This is a genomic window from Bradyrhizobium sp. SPXBL-02, assembly GCF_051853065.1.
GTDB lineage: Bacteria > Pseudomonadota > Alphaproteobacteria > Rhizobiales > Xanthobacteraceae > Bradyrhizobium.
Genome location: NZ_CP182474.1, coordinates 4948390 through 4965312, shown reverse-complemented (window position 1 = coordinate 4965312; position 16923 = coordinate 4948390). Strand labels below are relative to the sequence as shown.

Annotated in this window: 18 protein-coding genes; 6 read left to right on the top strand and 12 right to left on the bottom strand. The window is 59.8% G+C overall.

Annotated features, from left to right (window positions below):
* Positions 1–8: 8 nt before the first annotated feature.
* From ACNJYD_RS23450 to ACNJYD_RS23435, 4 genes are all read left to right on the top strand, one after another.
* Positions 9–1757 carry an FAD-dependent oxidoreductase gene (locus tag ACNJYD_RS23450; protein WP_246571299.1) on the top strand — a complete coding sequence of 583 codons (1749 nt, stop codon included), beginning with the start codon at positions 9–11 and terminating at the stop codon, positions 1755–1757.
* A gap of 39 nt (positions 1758–1796) precedes the next feature.
* On the top strand, positions 1797–2330 hold the full coding sequence (locus ACNJYD_RS23445) for a DUF1931 family protein (RefSeq protein WP_246571300.1): 534 nt from the start codon (positions 1797–1799) through the stop codon (positions 2328–2330).
* Between the two features lie 110 nt (positions 2331–2440).
* Entirely contained in the window at positions 2441–2902 is a 462-nt protein-coding gene (gene trxC, locus ACNJYD_RS23440; protein ID WP_212257305.1) for a thioredoxin TrxC, read from the top strand.
* A gap of 114 nt (positions 2903–3016) precedes the next feature.
* Positions 3017–3235 carry a hypothetical protein gene (locus tag ACNJYD_RS23435; protein ID WP_212257306.1) on the top strand — a complete coding sequence of 73 codons (219 nt, stop codon included), beginning with the start codon at positions 3017–3019 and terminating at the stop codon, positions 3233–3235.
* 1 nt (position 3236) lies between these two features.
* On the opposite strand, the gene ACNJYD_RS23430 is transcribed toward ACNJYD_RS23435, so the two are convergent.
* Together ACNJYD_RS23430 and ACNJYD_RS23425 are read right to left on the bottom strand one after the other, a co-directional pair.
* Positions 3237–3695, bottom strand: a complete 459-nt coding sequence (locus ACNJYD_RS23430; RefSeq protein ID WP_439363453.1) for a hypothetical protein — start codon at positions 3693–3695, stop codon at positions 3237–3239.
* 342 nt (positions 3696–4037) lie between these two features.
* Positions 4038–5174, bottom strand: a complete 1137-nt coding sequence (locus ACNJYD_RS23425) for an MEDS domain-containing protein (protein WP_439363451.1) — start codon at positions 5172–5174, stop codon at positions 4038–4040.
* A gap of 586 nt (positions 5175–5760) precedes the next feature.
* Here ACNJYD_RS23425 and ACNJYD_RS23420 point away from each other — a divergent pair.
* Both ACNJYD_RS23420 and ACNJYD_RS23415 read left to right on the top strand, forming a co-directional pair.
* Entirely contained in the window at positions 5761–7218 is a 1458-nt protein-coding gene (locus ACNJYD_RS23420) for an ATP-binding protein (protein WP_439363449.1), read from the top strand.
* 4 nt (positions 7219–7222) lie between these two features.
* Positions 7223–7855 (top strand): response regulator transcription factor, encoded by a 633-nt coding sequence (locus tag ACNJYD_RS23415; RefSeq protein WP_439363448.1) that lies wholly within the window; start codon positions 7223–7225, stop codon positions 7853–7855.
* A gap of 65 nt (positions 7856–7920) precedes the next feature.
* Here ACNJYD_RS23415 and ACNJYD_RS23410 read toward each other — a convergent pair whose 3' ends face one another.
* From ACNJYD_RS23410 to ACNJYD_RS23365, 10 genes are all read right to left on the bottom strand, one after another.
* Positions 7921–9018, bottom strand: a complete 1098-nt coding sequence (locus tag ACNJYD_RS23410) for an alkene reductase (RefSeq protein WP_246571302.1) — start codon at positions 9016–9018, stop codon at positions 7921–7923.
* A gap of 310 nt (positions 9019–9328) precedes the next feature.
* The gene (locus ACNJYD_RS23405; RefSeq protein ID WP_212257312.1) at positions 9329–10090 is read right to left on the bottom strand and encodes a TMEM175 family protein; all 762 of its coding nucleotides are present in this window, start codon (positions 10088–10090) and stop codon (positions 9329–9331) included.
* 99 nt (positions 10091–10189) lie between these two features.
* Positions 10190–10681: a DUF6894 family protein gene (locus tag ACNJYD_RS23400; protein ID WP_439363445.1), complete on the bottom strand. Its 492-nt coding sequence runs from the start codon at positions 10679–10681 to the stop codon at positions 10190–10192.
* Positions 10682–10992: 311 nt separating this feature from the next.
* A complete protein-coding gene (locus ACNJYD_RS23395) occupies positions 10993–11271 on the bottom strand; it encodes a chaperone modulator CbpM (RefSeq protein ID WP_439363443.1) in 279 nt (92 codons plus the stop codon).
* A 2-nt stretch (positions 11272–11273) separates the two neighbouring features.
* Positions 11274–12185 carry a DnaJ C-terminal domain-containing protein gene (locus tag ACNJYD_RS23390; RefSeq protein ID WP_439363441.1) on the bottom strand — a complete coding sequence of 304 codons (912 nt, stop codon included), beginning with the start codon at positions 12183–12185 and terminating at the stop codon, positions 11274–11276.
* Between the two features lie 45 nt (positions 12186–12230).
* Complete coding sequence (locus tag ACNJYD_RS23385; protein ID WP_439363439.1) at positions 12231–12773, bottom strand: nucleotide exchange factor GrpE; 543 nt, start codon at positions 12771–12773, stop codon at positions 12231–12233.
* Between the two features lie 40 nt (positions 12774–12813).
* Positions 12814–14727 (bottom strand): molecular chaperone DnaK, encoded by a 1914-nt coding sequence (gene dnaK, locus ACNJYD_RS23380; RefSeq protein ID WP_212257317.1) that lies wholly within the window; start codon positions 14725–14727, stop codon positions 12814–12816.
* 131 nt (positions 14728–14858) lie between these two features.
* On the bottom strand, positions 14859–15305 hold the full coding sequence (locus tag ACNJYD_RS23375) for an Hsp20/alpha crystallin family protein (protein WP_212257318.1): 447 nt from the start codon (positions 15303–15305) through the stop codon (positions 14859–14861).
* 75 nt (positions 15306–15380) lie between these two features.
* Complete coding sequence (locus tag ACNJYD_RS23370; protein WP_212257319.1) at positions 15381–16034, bottom strand: BON domain-containing protein; 654 nt, start codon at positions 16032–16034, stop codon at positions 15381–15383.
* A 232-nt stretch (positions 16035–16266) separates the two neighbouring features.
* Entirely contained in the window at positions 16267–16920 is a 654-nt protein-coding gene (locus tag ACNJYD_RS23365) for a hypothetical protein (protein ID WP_212257320.1), read from the bottom strand.
* Between the last annotated feature and the right edge of the window lie 3 nt (positions 16921–16923).

Here is a 16923-nt window from a genome sequence, read left to right as displayed (position 1 = left end):
TGCACAGGATGGACGAGCTATCCAACACGGTTGTCGCGGGTCTCCAGACGAGCAGCAACGGCATGCTTGAGTCCCGCCACGAGCACATTTTTCCCAAGTTCGCACCGGACGAGATCGAGCGCATGCGCCGGTTCGGCGAGATCAAACACTATGCCATCGATCAGTATCTATTCCGGACGGGTGAGAGTCCGCCCGGCATGTTCGTCATCATTGCCGGTCGGGTATCCATCGAAGCTCGGGATCGACCTGGCCGGGCGGAGAAAATCGTGGAATTGGGTGCAGGCGAAATTATCGCCGAAGTCGCCCAACTCTCCGGTGGACCCGCCCTGGTCGACGCGCGCGCAACCGAGCCTGTTGAAGCGCTGCTTGTTCTGCCGGCGAGACTTCGCGCTTTGCTGATCGCCGATGTTCAACTCGGCGAGCGCATCATGCGCGCTCTTATTTTGCGACGGGTGTTCCTGATCGAGGCCGGCGCCGGCGGCCCTTGTCTCGTCGGGCACGACGGCCATCCCGGAATGGTGCGATTGCTGGAATTTTTGGCGCGCAACGCCTATCCGCACCGGGTGCTCGACCCCACAAAGGATCCGGATGCGCAGGTGCTTTTGAAGCACTATCCTTGCAAGTCGGACGAATTGCCGCTGGTCGTCTGTCCGAACGGGGCAATCCTGAAAAATCCGAGTGAAGCTGACCTGGGGCGCGCTCTGGGGATGGTGCCTCCGGATCTCCAGAGGCGCCGGTACGACGTAGCAATTGTCGGTGCCGGGCCAGGAGGACTTGCGGCTGCCGTGTATGCGGCATCCGAGGGTTTGTCAGTTGGCGTCTTCGATGCACGGGCGTTCGGGGGGCAGGCCGGTGCCAGCAGCTGCATCGAGAACTATCTGGGATTTCCGACCGGAATTTCAGGCCAGGCGTTGGCAGGGCGTGCCTATGTGCAGGCACAGAAATTCGGCGTGGAGATGATCATCCCCGAGAAGATCACCAACCTTCGTTGTGAACACCATCCATTCGCCATCGAACTCTCCGACGGTCGGAGCGTGACCGCGCAGACCGTCGTGATCGCGAGTGGCGCGCGATATCGCAGGCCGAACATACCGAACTTGGAGCATTTCGAGGGGCGGGGAGTCTGGTATTGGGCCTCCCCGATCGAGGCTCGTCTATGCCGCAACGAGGAGGTGGCGCTTGTCGGCGGCGGCAACTCCGCAGGTCAAGCGGCGGTATTTCTAAGCCGCTATGCCAAAAAGGTATGGATTCTTGTGCGGGGACCCAGCCTGGCTGCGAGCATGTCGCAATATTTGATCGACAGGATAGCGGCAACCGAGAACATCGAGTTGCTCACCTGCACGGAGATCGTAGGGTTGTCGGGTAACCAGCAGGGCCAACTCGAACGGGTCCGCTGGCGCAACAAGACCGGCGCGGAAGTGGAGAAAACGATCCGCAACGTCTTCATGTTCATCGGTGCAGACCCCGCAACGGAGTGGCTGAGCGGCTGCAACGTCAGCCGCGACAGCAAGGGGTTTGTGCGAACGGGCACGAACATACCTCCTGACGACCTTCTATCGGCCGACGGCGCGAGCGTGCCATCGCTCCAGTCGAACGTGGCGGGTGTGTTTGCAGTGGGTGATGTTCGTTTCGGATCCGTCAAGCGCGTTGGCGCGGCGATCGGCGAGGGAGCGACCGTTGTGCAGCAGATTCACGCGTTTCTCGAGACCGCTCGGACCAGCCGAAGCGAAGAGCCGGTGCAGGCCGCCGCGGCATGACAAAAGCTGCAAGCGGTTCGTGAAGAAGATCCCTCGCGGATGACGTCTGTCAATGCGACTGGCGGCGAAAAATGGCAAACTTATCCGATGATCGCGCAACGTCCTCCTGACAAGATGCCACCGCCGCACCCAGAGGGCGTGCGACAGCTCCAGCGACTATTTCGCGAGGCCGCGGGTCTCGACTTCGACAAGGCTGACCTCAAGCGCTACGAAGAATTCATCGATCACAGGATTTATCGGCTGTTGCTGCGCGCCGAGGCCGACGTCAAAGCTGGCGGCGACGTCCTGATCGAGCCCTGGAACCTCCCGATCACCGCCGGGCTCCAGGAATGCATCGAGCAATTCAGAAAGCTGGATGAAGCGGTAGAGCTGGAGCCGATTCTCGAGCGTCTGGCTCATCGGTCGCCGCTGCAAGTCAGCTATAGCGATGAGACCGAAGCCATGCTGCCGGACCTTGCAGGGGGACTTGGCGTCGCGGTCGCACGAGCATTGAAGATTATAGAGCCGGATCTGAAAAATCCGCAGACGAAGCATTGGGAACTTGCCGCGCGGATCTTCGAGCTGCTGCTGTAGCAATCGCACGTAAGCTTGCTGGATTGCGCATAGGCAAACTCGATGAAACCGTTTCGCCGCCGGATCGTAAGCAACTTCTGGCGCCGCACTGATTCGGGAGTTAATCAGCCATGAGCACAGAGGCCCGCCACATTGTGTGCCCGCATTGCACGAGCACCAATCGCATTCCGGTCGGGAAGGATGCGCGCCAAGCGAAATGCGGGCGCTGTCGACAGCACCTCTTTACGGGACATCCGACGCCGGCTTCCATCGGCAGCTTCGTCACCCACATCCAGCGCAACGATATTCCGGTCGTGGTCGATTTCTGGGCGGCATGGTGCGGGCCTTGCAAAGCGATGGCGCCGGTTTTCGAGCGCGCCGCAGGTGAGTTCGAACCCGAGCTTCGCTTCCTGAAGGTTGACACCGAGGCGGAAGCGGAGCTGGCGGCTCGCTACAACATTCAAAGCATTCCGACCGTGATGCTATTCCACAAAGGCAACGTCATCGCTCAACGCGCCGGCGCCGTCGGCCTCGAGCCTTTGCGCCAATGGTTGCGGCAGCATGCGCCTTCAGCCGCGCATGCAGCGTCATGAACTGCCGAACGTGGTGCTTTACACTATCTGACGGGCTCCCGGGGATTGAGCATGGTGCCGCCGAGCAGCAGGCATCCGATAAGGTGTAACCCAAGGACAACTGGTCTGGCCGCCATGCAGGCTAATGACACAATCACCCTGATTGAGGCTTACGATGCGATGCGGATCTTCGTGGAGACCGTCTGGCGTCGGATGGACAAACCTCAGGAGGAAATCGCGCTTCTGCTTGCCGGTTTGAAATGGGTCGATGGGTCACCGGTCGATCCTGCGATGTGGCAGGACTGGCTGGCGGCGGCGGAGGGCGCGAAGGAAGGAGTTGCCAGCCAACCTTAGCCTATCTGCCCGCGGTCTGCGGCGTGCTGATTGTGTGCTCCTTGCAGAATTGAAACGCACGCCTGAAACCGATCATCTGAGGCGTTCTCTGCTCCGGAAAGGCGATGTCGAACCTCGTGATCGCCACATGGATCGCAACCGCGACCTCCGCCGTTCTCATAACGATACTCTCCTCCCGCCTACTTTTGCCGGTAGTCGGATCGAGGGTCGTGCCATGCGTGAGCCAGTGACGAACGGTCTCGATGCGCGCCGAACTGGCTTCAGATGCCGGCAGGGCGGCATCGTCGATTGCCGGCAGCATTCCGCAGGCAGCAGTGGCCAGGGTCGCTGCGCACTCAAAATCGCCGCGATGGAAATGGTCCACGGCTGCGTGTATTTGGCGCATCGAGGCGTATCTGACAGAGGTTTGGATGAATGGCAGGCTGACTATTTTGATCTCCCCATCTCGGTCGATATCCAAGGGAGCTCACGTGGCGGCCGCAGTTCGCTGTTGAGGAGATTCGAAATGTCCCGTCGCTGCATCGGATCACTGCAAGCGGCGTCTATCCGGCTGGCGCTGGTCACTCGCGTGCGAAGCAGGCGCATCATTTTAGCGCATTCCGGACAAGGATATGACCCAAAGCTTCTGCCCATCAGCACTCGCGCCTGTTTGAACAGTCGTATTCTTCTACGATGCTGAGATCGCGACCATGATGCCCGTCAACGGATCGAGAAGTAAATTGCCGAGAAGCGAATGCCGGCGCCCAAGGCCTGATGGCGACGCGAGTGGAAGGAGAGCTTCGCCGCGGCGGAATGGAATGCGCTATCCTCGATACGGCTGCGATGCCGACGTGCGCTCGGTCACCTCCCGAAGGAAATCCTCGGGCGTGGTGAAGAACGAGTTTTCCACGAGAACGCCGCCGATCACGACGACGGGATGCGTGCGCAGAATGTCGATCGCCAGGGCCGTGTTCAGGAGATTGACGTCGAAGGTGCAAATGACTGCATCGTCGAAGTTCGAGAGAGCGCTATTGAGCCGCATCTCATATTCCGCCCAATCGTTCCTGCTCTTCCAATTGTCCAAGGCGGTTTCGGGGTGTGCGATCATGCGCGTAAGCGGGTATCCAAGTGCGGCCCCGTTCTGCAGCACTCGCTGGATGAGATCGAGCATGTCTTCCTTGTCGAAGCGGCCTGTTCGCAAGTACGTGTCTTGCGGCAGTGCGAGCTCGAGCTGACCCAATCGCTGCGCGGCCTCGACGTCTATCCCGGCGCTCCGAAGTCGTGTCACGTGATCGTCGATATGCCGTTCAGGCAACACGTGGAAAGCGCGCTGACCGCAATCCAGGCCATCGCAGATAAACGGCATAAGCGCATTGTATTCGTCATCCGCGGAGCAAAAGAAGGCGCATACATGCCGGTGTTCGCGAAGCATGGAGCCGGCGAACGGAATGGGTGCCGCGGAAAAGCGCGCAATCGGCCCCGTCTTCGTCGAAACGGGCGAGTGTGCGATCCTTCCAGCGTCGGGATCTACAAAAGTCTGCTCTGGGGTTCTATCCTTGAGACGCTCGGCAAAGCGGACGGCTACCCGCTCCATTGGCGTGGGATCGTACTCGGCATCTTCCCGGGGCTCGCGAAAATGTACCGTGAGCACGCCCCAAAGCCGGCCGTCATCAACGATGATGGGCGTCGAGTGCGCCGCTGCGACGCCTGCTTGTTGTAACGCTGCCAGTTCGCTCGTGCCAACAAAGAGGTAACTGGAGGCGATGTTTCCCGCGACGACACGCATACGCTGCGTAAATGCTGCCGCACAAGTGGAATGCGTATCGCGGCGAACGGTTTGAAACAAATTCAGAGCTTGATCGGGAAATCCGCAACTAGCGACGATCCTGAGGCAGTCCTCCGCGCTGTCGTACCGCTGCACGGTGCCGAAATCTGCTTGGGCGGCCCTGACGGCGTTCATCAGGACCTCGTGAATCGGCTCGCCGCGACGTCCTGCGTGGTCCGGTGCACTGATGCGATCTTGGAAGGTCTTGGCGGACCTTGCCTCTGAGCCGGGCTGGCGGTTTTGCATCGGACAATTCTCGCGGCAGGACGCTACAAGAGGCGGGGCCAGCATGAACTTTGTGGAAGGCTACCGCCACTACGTAGTTTTGCTTACTTGAATTCAGCGTCTCATAGGCGGCCGGTAGTTGCGTCGGAGTCTTGAGACGCTGTCCTCGGTGTCGTGAGGTGTCGGGAATCGAACGATCGGTCCCATCGCCCGTTGGGGATGAGAGATAGCAAGCTCGCAAACATGGACCGGGATCTGCGCGCTGATGCCTTGGGTAGAAGAGCTTTCAGATCCCGGCGAACTCCGGCGCTGCATCAGGGACTTAGTGGCACTGTCGACCTTGCCGGCCCTTTGGGAGAGGTATTCTGCCAAGGAAATAGCCGACAGTGTGGCTCTCGCTCTCCAGTCGATCCTGTCGGCCGACTTCGTACATGTCAGTCTTTCTGTCGGACAGGATGAGAGACCTATCACGGCGACCCATGGACCACGCGGACCAATGCCGCAGGAAGTCACCGAGGCAATCCGGCTCGAGATCACGCCTGAATGGTTTAAAGGTGCGGGTCGGCCTCGAGTGATACCCGATCCGCTGGGCCGCGGCAGTGCGAACATCGCAACGGCCGCGATCGGATTGGGGCGATCCATCCTTGTCGCCGGGTCGTCTGGTTCAGGGTTCCCGAGAGAGACCGATCGACTTATGCTCAGCGTCGCTGCAAGTGATGTTGCCATAGCGTTGCAGCGTCGGGAGGCGGAGGAGGACGCACGACGTTTTGTAGCACTGGTCGAGCGATCACCCGATTTCGTTGCCTTTTCGGACCTGAATGGCAGGGTCCAGTTCGTCAATTTGGCCGGCCGCCAGCTGGTGGGAATCGAGCCGACAGACGACATTTCGAATTTGCATGTCGTCGACTTCGTTAGCTCCAGCGAAGAGGAGCGTCTGTTGAATCAATGTTGGCCGGCCGCCTTGGCAGACAGACGCTGGATGGGAGAACTTAACTTATGTAATTTCAAGACCGGGGAAAACATTCCATTTTTAGTCGATGTTTTCAGGATCGACGATCCTCGAGGCCACGGGCCTATGAACGTTGCCACGGTCAGCCGTGATCTGAGAAGGCAGAAACAAGCCGAACGCGAATTGCGGAGTTTGAACGAGTCGCTCGAACGAAGCGTGGAGCTGCGTACCGCCGAACTGATGGCGGAGATCACAGAACGAAAGCGGGCGGATGAACGTTCGCGTGAATTGCAGTCGGCTCTCTCGCATGCGGGCCGGCTAAGCGTCGCGGGTGAAATGGCTGGCGCTCTGGCGCATGAGTTGAGCCAACCGCTCACGGCGGTTGCGAATTCCGCCAACGCCGCTCTACGTCTTCTTGCGCGATCCGGGTCGATGCGGACAGAGTCGGTGCGCGAGATAATGGATGATGTTGCCGGGCAGGCATTACGAGCCGGCCAAATACTTCGGCGTCTTCGCGACTTTGTCACTCGCGGAAAGAGCGAAAAGAAGATCGAGGACATCGAGACGCTGATCCGTGAAGCGAACGCATTTGCGCGCACCGGATTAGAAAGCCTGCAGGTTTCGGTAACTCTGGCTTTTGATCCCCGCGCATCGCATATTTACGCAAATCGGATTCAGATCCAGCAGGTCTTGGTAAATTTGATCCGTAATTCGCTCGAAGAAGTCGCGGGCGTACCGCAAGCAAAAATCGATGTCGTGACACGTAAAATCGACAGCAAGGAGATCGAGATCTCCGTGGCCGACAATGGCCGCGGCGTGGTGCCCCTTGTGGTCGACAAGCTGTTTCAACCTTTCGTCTCGACGCGACATGATGGTATGGGATTGGGTCTCGCTATCTGCCGTTCAATTGTGGAATCGCACAAAGGGAAGCTTTGGTACGAGCCAAATCCCAGTGGCGGAGCCTTGTTTCGATTTACTCTCTCCTCTGCAGAGCCGACGGAATAGGATCATGTCGAACGAGGTAGTGTACATCGTCGATGACGATGCAGCCGTTCGCCGATCGCTTGGACGCCTTCTTGATTCAGCTGGCTTTGTTACACGCTCGTTCGGTGCGCCGATAGAGTTTCTGGACGCCGCTCCCAATCTTGCGAGTGGCTGTGTCCTGCTGGATGTGCGGATGGCCGTCATGAGCGGTCTTGAAGTGCAGGCGGCACTCGACAAAATGGGCTGCACGATACCGGTTGTCGTCATGACGGCCCAAGGTGACGTACCGACGGCGGTTCGGGCGATGAAGGCCGGAGCGGTGGATTTCCTTGAGAAGCCGTTCGATGATGAAGTGCTGCTCGAAGCGATCGAACGCGCGCTGGCGCGATCCGGTCGTCCACACCAGGCGCGTGAGGCGTCAGAGGCGTGGAGCCGGATTGCTGCCCTCAGTCAACGGGAGCGTCAGGTTCTCGACGCAATTGCGGGCGGACAGCCAAATAAGATAATCGCCTTTAGACTGGGCATCAGTATCAGAACAGTTGAGGTCCATCGGGCGCGAATGTTGCATAGATTGGGAGTGCGCCAGATTGGAGAAGCTGTGCGGCTATTGGTATTGGCTGGTTTGACTCCGCAAGGCGTACTTCGACAATCCCCTTAGCAAATACCCCCCAGAAAGCCGTGAGGACGATCAATGTTCTCGCGCGGAGTGGCCCCTCTGCTGCATCATCGCCAACGCTGGTCAATACAGGCCTTCGCCTTCTCGCCACGGTCCTGTTCCAGTGAAGGATAATCCGTGTAACCTTTCTCGCCGCCACCATAGTATGTCGTCGGGTCGTCTACGTTCAGTGGTGCATCGGCGCGGAGCCGTTCGGGCAGGTCGGGATTGGCGATAAACTTGCGGCCGAAGGCGATCAAGTCGGCATGGCCATCGCGTAACCATTGTGTGGCGGTATCGACGTTGAACCCTCCAGCAACGATGAGCGTTCCCTGATATTTGTTCCGGATCAGTCTGGCCATGTTGAGGGCGTAGGGGTCCGGCTTCCTGCCATTCTGCATCTGCTCGAGCGCGGGATTAACGATGTGCAGATAGGCCAATCCATAGCCGGAGAGTTGTTCGGCGACGTAAGCGAAAGTCGATTCCGGAGCGTCGTCGCTGATGTCGTTCATCTTGCCAAGAGGTGAGAGCCGGACGCCGATCCTGTCCGCTCCGAGAATGGGGATCAGGGCTTCCGTGATTTCAAGCAGAACCCGCACCCGATTTTGAACTGTGCCGCCATAGGCGTCGCTGCGGCGGTTGGTGCCACTCTCGATGAACTGATCGATCAGGTAGCCGTTGGCCGCATGAATCTCGATGCCGTCGAATTCGGCGGACACCGCATTCCTCGCCGCGCGCTGATACTGTCCGATCAGGTATGGCATTTCCTCAAAGGCCAGCGCGCGTGGACGCACAAAGGGAACCAGTTCTCCCTCGCCGCGCTCGTTCTCGATGAAGGCCTTGCCCGCAGGCGTGATCGCCGAGGGCGCTACGGGCAGCATGTTGTCCGGTTGCAGGGCCGGATGCGAAATGCGACCTACGTGCCAAAGCTGGTTGAAGATCAGTCCATCAGCCTCGTGCACAGCCTTCGTGACCTGCCGCCAGGCTTCGACTTGTTCGCGGCTATGGATACCCGGCGTCCAGGCATAACCCTGACCTTGCATCGAGATCTGGGTGGCCTCGCTTATGATCAGGCCGGCAGAGGCGCGCTGCGCATAATAGCAGGCAGCAAGTGGAGACGGTACATTGCCCGGCTGTCGTGCTCTTGAACGGGTCAATGGCGCCATGACCACTCGATTGGGCAGGCTGAACGGCCCAAGCCGGCATGGTTGGAAGAGGGGGTTCGCATCCCCATTGTGGACCGCGTGGAGCACGCGGCTGGGCGTGGTAGCGGTGACCATATGGCCTCAAGTCGAAGGAGTTAACTGCTTCAAGCCCTCGGTAAGGAAGCTTCCGAAAACCGGTCGATCTCTACTCCGCAATATAAGGAGGATCGGTATATCGCCCTGACAATCGTCAATGCCCGTACTTATTGATGAGCGGACGGCCCGAACTGCTATAGACGCGAGAAGTGACCTTACAGCGCCGCCAGTTCGGTCAGCTGGGCGATTTGCTAGGTTCGATCGCCCGCCCCGCCGCCCGCTCCGCACGACGCGCTCGTCCAAGTTGAAGCCGGATCTGTGTCTCCATCAAACCTTCGCTGGTGATTCCATAAAACACCGGAAGCGCCAAGAAAATCAACAGAGCAAGCTTCGGCGTCATGAGCCAACCGGCCGCGCCCGCGATCGCATAGAGGGCGACGCCGAGCACGGCACGAAACCGTTCATTGGGGAAGAAGCGCGGGTCGACGCCGGGCTCGACAAGATAGCGGTGTACGCTCAGGACGTGAAACAAGAGGAGCCATGCCAAGCACATGGCGCCGGCCAATGCGGCATAGACGGTAACCGCAATCTGGGCGTCGCGTTCGCTTCCGCTCTGAATGGCGGCGGAGAGAATGGCTGTCGGAAAGGGGATCAGACCGGACGTCAGCAACAGAAAGAGATTGGCCAAATGCAGGCTTCGATCGCAATAGCGAACACGAGCAAAGACGGCGCGATGATTGAGCCAGATAACGCCAGCGTAGCCGAACGAGGCGAGAAAGGCGATATAGCTGGGCCATTGTGCCGCCAGCTTGTCCAGAAGCTGGCCGGGCGTATATTCCGGCCTGACGATCTCGGCGACGAGCAAAGTGATCGTGATGGAAAACACATTATCGCTGAAGTTCTCGAGGCGATCGGTGCCCGACAGGCGCACGTGAGGCCATGGGAAGTCGTCCTGGAGTTCGGTCGGAGACTGGGTATCCTGTCTTATGGAGCTCATTTCCAATACACGCCAGCCCCGTCAGATGCGCGACATGACGGCTGTCAGCTTTTCGTAAGTGTTTTCCGTTTTGCTTCGAATGCGCTGCTCGGCTTACGGTCAAGATACGATTGGTATGCGCGTGATCGTTCGTCCCCGTTCATCGGTGACAACGACAGAATAGCCAGACCAACCGCCATCCCGCGCCAGCTCACGAGCAATGGTCAGTCCACGTTCCGCCGCGTGTAGAGGCGAGAGGAAAACGCCACCGGATTGGTCGGGATAGTTCGTTCCGTTCTCAATATGAAAGAAGAAGCGGCCTCCTTCTGCGGGCTTCCTCGTTTGCAGATCGCTAAGTGGCTGTCCCGCGTTCAGGCGATCGAGATAGCAGCGCGCTGCATACCTCAGGGGTTCCGTGATCGTGGCGACCAGTGGTTCAACATCTTGAGAAAAAGGACGTCCTATCCGCTGGTGAACGCCCAGAATGATGGCATGACTCGCAGTGTCCGTGAGTCGCGTTCCCAGGATGGTCCTAACGCCGCAGCTCAGTACAAACTCGTTGTACCACTCGCTTCTCCGCAAAATTGCCTCTGGAAGAGACTTGGAGAGCATGCTCCAGCGTGCATCCAGCAATGGCGAATATGGATCGAGCGCGGCGTATTGGTCGACGTAGCGGGATTTGAACTCGGCACTGAGACCGCCTTTCGTCGACCGTACCCATCGTCTTGTTCGTGACAATCAGCGCCGCACCCGCCACGCCCGCCTCATCCATCAGCCTGTGAAGCGCTTTTGGCCAGGCATCCCGTGACATCGCTGCCTCGTGAAGTGTTGAGAGAAGTGATGACTGCATGATCCGTGACCTTCAAAGAGATTGGCGAAGTCCGCACGCGCAAGCTTATGGTAGCCGTTCAGTCGCAAACGCATCAATTCGTGCGTTCGGAATCTGTGATCCGCATGGCCTGGATGTCTCGCAGGAGGCAGCGCAGCCCGTATATCTGATCCAGCAGATACAAGACCAGCGCGATACCTTCGTCGTTGACACCGAGGTCACCCTTGAGATCCTGAATGAGGCGCACGCGTGCGAGATCCTGCTCCGAAAACGGATGCTCTGGTCGTTGCGCAACCAGCCATTCTGCATCCACCCAGGCTTCAATCGTGGAGGAATCGAGGTGAGATCGATCGGCGAATTCCTGGAGCTGCATTATCACACTCCCATCGACTGTCTTGGGCTATCGGAAGGCTGCCACTCACTCACAAACCGTTCGAGGTCCGGGTCTGGCTTCTTTGGCAGAACCAGTTTCAGCGTGACGTACTGGTCCCCTCTGCTGCCATCGGCGCGCGGCACGCCGCGTCCCTTGATCCGAAGAACCCGGCCCGAGCTCGACCATTTTGGCACAGAGACCGCGACAGCGCCGCTCACGGTTGGGACCTTGAGTTTCGCGCCCAGCACGCCTTCTTTCAGTGAGATCGGCAGCTCCAGGTGGATGTCGTCGCCTTTGCGGACGAAGTAGGGGTGCGGCAGGACACTGATCTCGATCAGGGCGTCGCCTGGCGGACTGTCTCCGGCTCCCCGACGACCCTTACCTTTCAGGCGGAGAATCTGGCCGTCGCTGGTGCCGGGAGGAATGTTGACCTCGAGCGTACTCCCGTCGGGCAGAACAATGGATTGCTTGCCGCCGTTGACCGCATCGAGAAAGTTGAGCTCAAGGTGATATCGGAGGTCAGCCCCGCGTCCGCGCCGGGTGGTGCGGCCGGCGCGTCCAAAGATCTCGGAGAGAATATCATCGCTGCCGGCGAAGTCACTGAAATCGGCAAAGCCGGCCCCATTGGTGTAGCCCGTCGAACCTTCCCGATCGGCGAAATCCCGGTAGTATCGCCGGGGCTGCTGCTCGGTACCTGATGCATCGATCTCACCGCGGTCGAACCGGGCGCGCTTGTCCGGATCGCTCAGAAGCGTGTAGGCGGCGGAAAGGTCCTTGAATTTGTCCTCCGCCGACTTGTTGCCGGGATTGAGATCAGGATGCAGCTTCTTCGCGAGCCGCCGGTAGGCCTTTTGAATGTCGGCCTCTGTCGCGTCCTTCTTGACGCCCAGCGTTGCATATGGATCTGCGGCCAACACCAGCTCCTGTTTACACGTCGGCCCGACCGGGCGGACCGCCGTTCATTGTTGCGGCGGTGACGGCGATTCTGTTCTAGGCGGTTTGGCGACAACGACCCTGGCCGGCCGCAACAGACGGTCGTGAAGCATGTAGCCATTCTCCAAAACGTCCGCGACGCTCCCGGGAGGTTGATCGGACCGATCGGTTTCCATCACTGCCTCGTGCTTCATCGGGTCGAATGGCCGATTCAGAGCCTCGATTTCTTCCACACCGAAGCGTTTCAGGATCTGTGACAGGATACGATCGGTGGCGACCACGCCGCCCAGCAGGCCGTCGTCGTCCTTGGCGCGCTGGTCCGGCGAGCCGGCGCCGATGGCTCGCCGCAGATTATCCGCCACCTGTAGCAGTTCGCGGGCAAAGTCGGCGATCGCATATTGCCGGGCGTCTTGGACCCGACGCTCGGCGATGCGCCTTGTGTTCTCAGCGTCCGCAAGTGCACGCATCAGGCGGTCACGCTCGGCGGTGGTCTCCTGCGGCTGGTCGCCATCCTTGTGCTCACCCGCGGGAAGCTCGCCGAGCTCATCATCCATGGTGTTGGTAGCCATGTCGTGCTCCATCTGTCGCGTTCGCCCTGATTGAAGGGCTTCAAGAAGCCTTCCGGTCGCCGGGGTCGACTTCTTCGAATTCCGCGTCGACGACGTCCTCGCCGCTACCAGACGATCCCGCCTGTCCGCTGCCGGGAGCGCTGCCTTGGGACGCTGCGCGGTTCAAGGCTTCGCCGATCTTGGATGCCGATTGCTGCAACCGTTGGGTTGCCTGCTGGATCGCTGTCACGTCCTCCGCGCTCATCCGTTGCTTTGCCTCGGCGATCGCCTGCTCGATCTCCCTCTTGATGTCGGCTGGAATCTTCCCCTCGGAGTCCTTCAGGGCCTTCTCGGTGCTGTAGATCACCGCGTCGGCCTGGTTGCGAGCCTCGATGAGTTCCTTGCGCCGCTTGTCCTCGTCGGCGTGGGCTTCTGCCTCCCTGACCATCCTCTGGATGTCTGCCTCCGTTAGGCCGCCGGACGCCTGGATCCGGATACTCTGCTCTTTGCCACTTGCCTTGTCCTTGGCCGAAACGTTGACGATGCCGTTGGCATCAATATCGAAGGTCACCTCGATCTGCGGCACGCCGCGCGGTGCCGGCGGGATCCCGACCAGATCGAACTGTCCAAGCAGCTTGTTATCCGCTGCCATCTCGCGCTCACCCTGGAAGACCCGGATCGTGACCGCGGTTTGGTTGTCCTCCGCTGTCGAGAACACCTGGCTCTTCTTGGTCGGGATCGTGGTATTGCGCTCGATCAGCTTCGTCATGACGCCGCCGAGGGTCTCGAGGCCCAATGACAAGGGTGTCACGTCGAGGAGCAGGACGTCCTTGACGTCACCTTGGAGAACGCCGGCCTGGATCGCGGCGCCGACTGCGACGACTTCATCGGGATTGACGCCCTTGTGAGGCTCGCGTCCGAACAGCTTCTGCACGGTCTCCTGAACCTTTGGCATGCGGGTCTGGCCGCCAACCAGCACGACTTCGTTGATGTCCGATGGCTGCAGGCCCGCATCCTTCAACGCCGCCTTGCAGGGATCGATGGTGCGCTGGATCAGATCGTCGACGAGCGCTTCGAGCTTGGCGCGCGACAGCTTGATATTGAGATGTTTCGGTCCGGCCTGATCTGCGGTGATGAAGGGCAGATTGACGTCGGTCTGGGTGGCGCTGGAGAGTTCAATCTTGGCCTTCTCGGCCGCATCCTTGAGCCGCTGCAAAGCGAGGCGATCTTTGCGGAGATCGATTCCGTTTTCCTTGCGAAACTCGTCTGCCAGATAGTCGATGATCCGCTTGTCGAAATCCTCGCCACCGAGAAAGGTGTCGCCATTGGTTGATTTGACCTCGAACACGCCGTCGCCGACCTCCAGGATCGAGACATCGAACGTACCGCCACCGAGGTCATAGACCACGATCTTGCCGCTGCCTTTCTTGTCGAGGCCGTAGGCCAGGGCGGCCGCAGTCGGCTCATTGATGATGCGCAGGACTTCCAGCCCGGCGATCCGGCCAGCGTCTTTTGTTGCCTGGCGTTGCGCGTCGTTGAAATAGGCGGGCACGGTGATGACGGCCTGGGTGACGGTGCCGCCAAGTGTGGCTTCCGCGGTTTCCTTCATCTTGGTGAGGATGAAAGCGCTAATCTGGCTCGGACTGTGCTTCTTACCCCGGACGTCGACCCAGGCGTCGCCATTGTCGCCCGGCACAATGTGGTAGGGCACCATGGCCTTGTCCTTCGCCGTGATCGGGTCGTCGTAACGGCGGCCGATCAGGCGCTTGATGGCGTAGATCGTGTTCTCGGGGTTGGTGATACTTTGCCGCTTGGCCGGCTGCCCGACCAGGACTTCGCCATCGTCCGTGAAGGCGACCATGGACGGCGTGGTGCGCCCACCTTCGGCGTTCTCAATGACCCTGGCTTTGCTGCCTTCCATTACGGCCACGCATGAGTTGGTGGTTCCGAGATCGATGCCGATTGCTTTTGCCATGATCAGATTCCTTCCAATTCGAATGCGGCGGACGGCTGCGCCGTCGTGGATGTTCGGGGATGGGAGGCGAGACGCTTCGAGCCTTCGCTGTGAGGAGAGAACCGGGCTCTGGCGTCTCGCCGCGCCAATGGTCAAGCAGCTTCCTTGACCTCGATCTTCTTCGGTTCGGGCTTTGCGGGCTTTGGAATCGTGATCTTCAGGACGCCGTTGGCCATCGTCGCCTGGACGGAGGACGGGTCGATGCCCGGCGGCAGCTGCAGTACCCGAAGGAACACGCCGTAGCTGCGTTCGCTATGCTGGACATTCTTGTCGCTCTTGTCCTTGCCGCCGTCCGTGCTCTGCTCCACCTTCTTCTCGCCACGAATGGTGAGCGTATCGTCCTCGATGGAAATGTCGACGTCCTTGCGCTCGAGCCCCGGCATTTCGGCGGTGACTTCGATCGCCTTGTCTGTTTCCGCGATTTCGATGTTCGGCACGAGCTGCTGTCCGTTGGGGCCCAAACCCTGCGAAAACTCGCTGAACAGGCGGTCGATTTCCCGATGCAGGCCGAACAGGCCGAAGTCGGGCCGCGTCAGCATTCCTGCATCACGAGATGGGACGAGTGAACGTAACCTCATTTGACTTCTCCTTCTGAGTTTGAGATGCGACCAAATCTAGGGACTTACGACGATGCGATCGTCGACCCTGCTCACACCAGGCGCCGACCAGGCGACGCGCTCGGCCTCCTCGCGTTCGATCCAGGAGCGGACCGTGCCCTTGAGAATCACTTCGCTTCCGTTCGCCTCGACCTCGATCCGATTGGCGTCGACTTCGGCATTTCGCTTGAACGCGTCCTGAATCTTCTGCTTGAGCTCGGAGGGCTCGACGCTCGGCTTGACCATGATTACGTTGAGGACGCCCTTGATGCCTTTGACCTTGCGAACCGCGTTCTCAGCCACGGTTTTTTGATCTTGCCGTTCGGCGGAGCCTTCGAGCGTGATCCAGCCGTCTCTGACGATCGCCGTGATCTTCTCGTGAGAGATCGGAAGCTCTGACTTGAGCGCAGCGACCGCGTCGCGTGCGATATCAGGATCAGGACGCTGATCGATTGATGGCAGCCGAACCTCGATGTCGTTAGCTATGGCGCGAACGCCCGCCACCCGCTTCGCCGCGGATTCGGCCTCAAGCCGATCGGGGTAGCTGTGGGTGAAGCCTGCGAGCTCCACAACACCGTCCTTGACCGAGACGGCAATGTCGTCGGCATCGAGGTCTGGATCCCATTTCAGCTCTTCGCGGACATCGCGTTCGATCTCAGTGTCTGACCTCAAGACTGGCTCCTGGCATATGCGAATGGCATTATCGGCGCGGCTCGGTCGTCGCTGGTCGGAGCAATTTACGCGTGAGGAGCAAGCGAGCCATGACGACCGTCAACTTCTGTCCCGAGTTTCTCGCTTGAGCTTGTGCAGTCGAACGGGGTGAAAATAGCGAAAAATGATCTTTGTGGACGGTATGAGGGCGGCTGGGAGAAATGACGCGGGCGCAGCATTTGTCGCGGCCTCGTTACGGTTGCCCGAGGCGTTCGTCACCCAGCCAGGGGTCCGGCCGAAGCGAGTGCAGCGGCAGATCTCCCGGCAGCTTTTCCAGATCGATTTCATGAACGTGCACGGCCTGCGCGCCATGCCGCATCAGAATCTCCTGGGCCTGAGCTTCCTTCTCAGGTGCGCGAACCCGAACCCATATCAAGAGGCCATCCCATTCTGCGACCGGCTCCAAGCCTCGGACTTGCTGGCGGCGCAGCAGTCGGTATATGGGCACGATGGTGACGGCGCCCGTGACGATCCCGATAAGAATTGACCACATCGCAACCGCCAGAGGGTCATACCCCTTGAGCATTAGGAACAGAGCGGATCCAGCCGCTGCGATGCAACCGAGAACGCTGCTGGCGACGGCTTCAGCACCAAGCAAGTCGTCGCCACCAAAGAAGGGCTGTCTCGGCGTGGCCGGCAGGTCGGCGAGATCGGCCGGAGGAATCACGGCGTAATTCAGCCGTCGTTGCACCTCGTCGGGAGATGCGCTGACGTCGATGTCGGAGCGATCGAATCCCGTCAGAAGAAGATCCTGGGCCGCATCATCGAGCGCACGTCGCGAGTGAAAGACACCGGTCACTTCGCGGGTACGCCCACGGTCCAGGATCGTGTCGGTTGGTCCTGACATCGA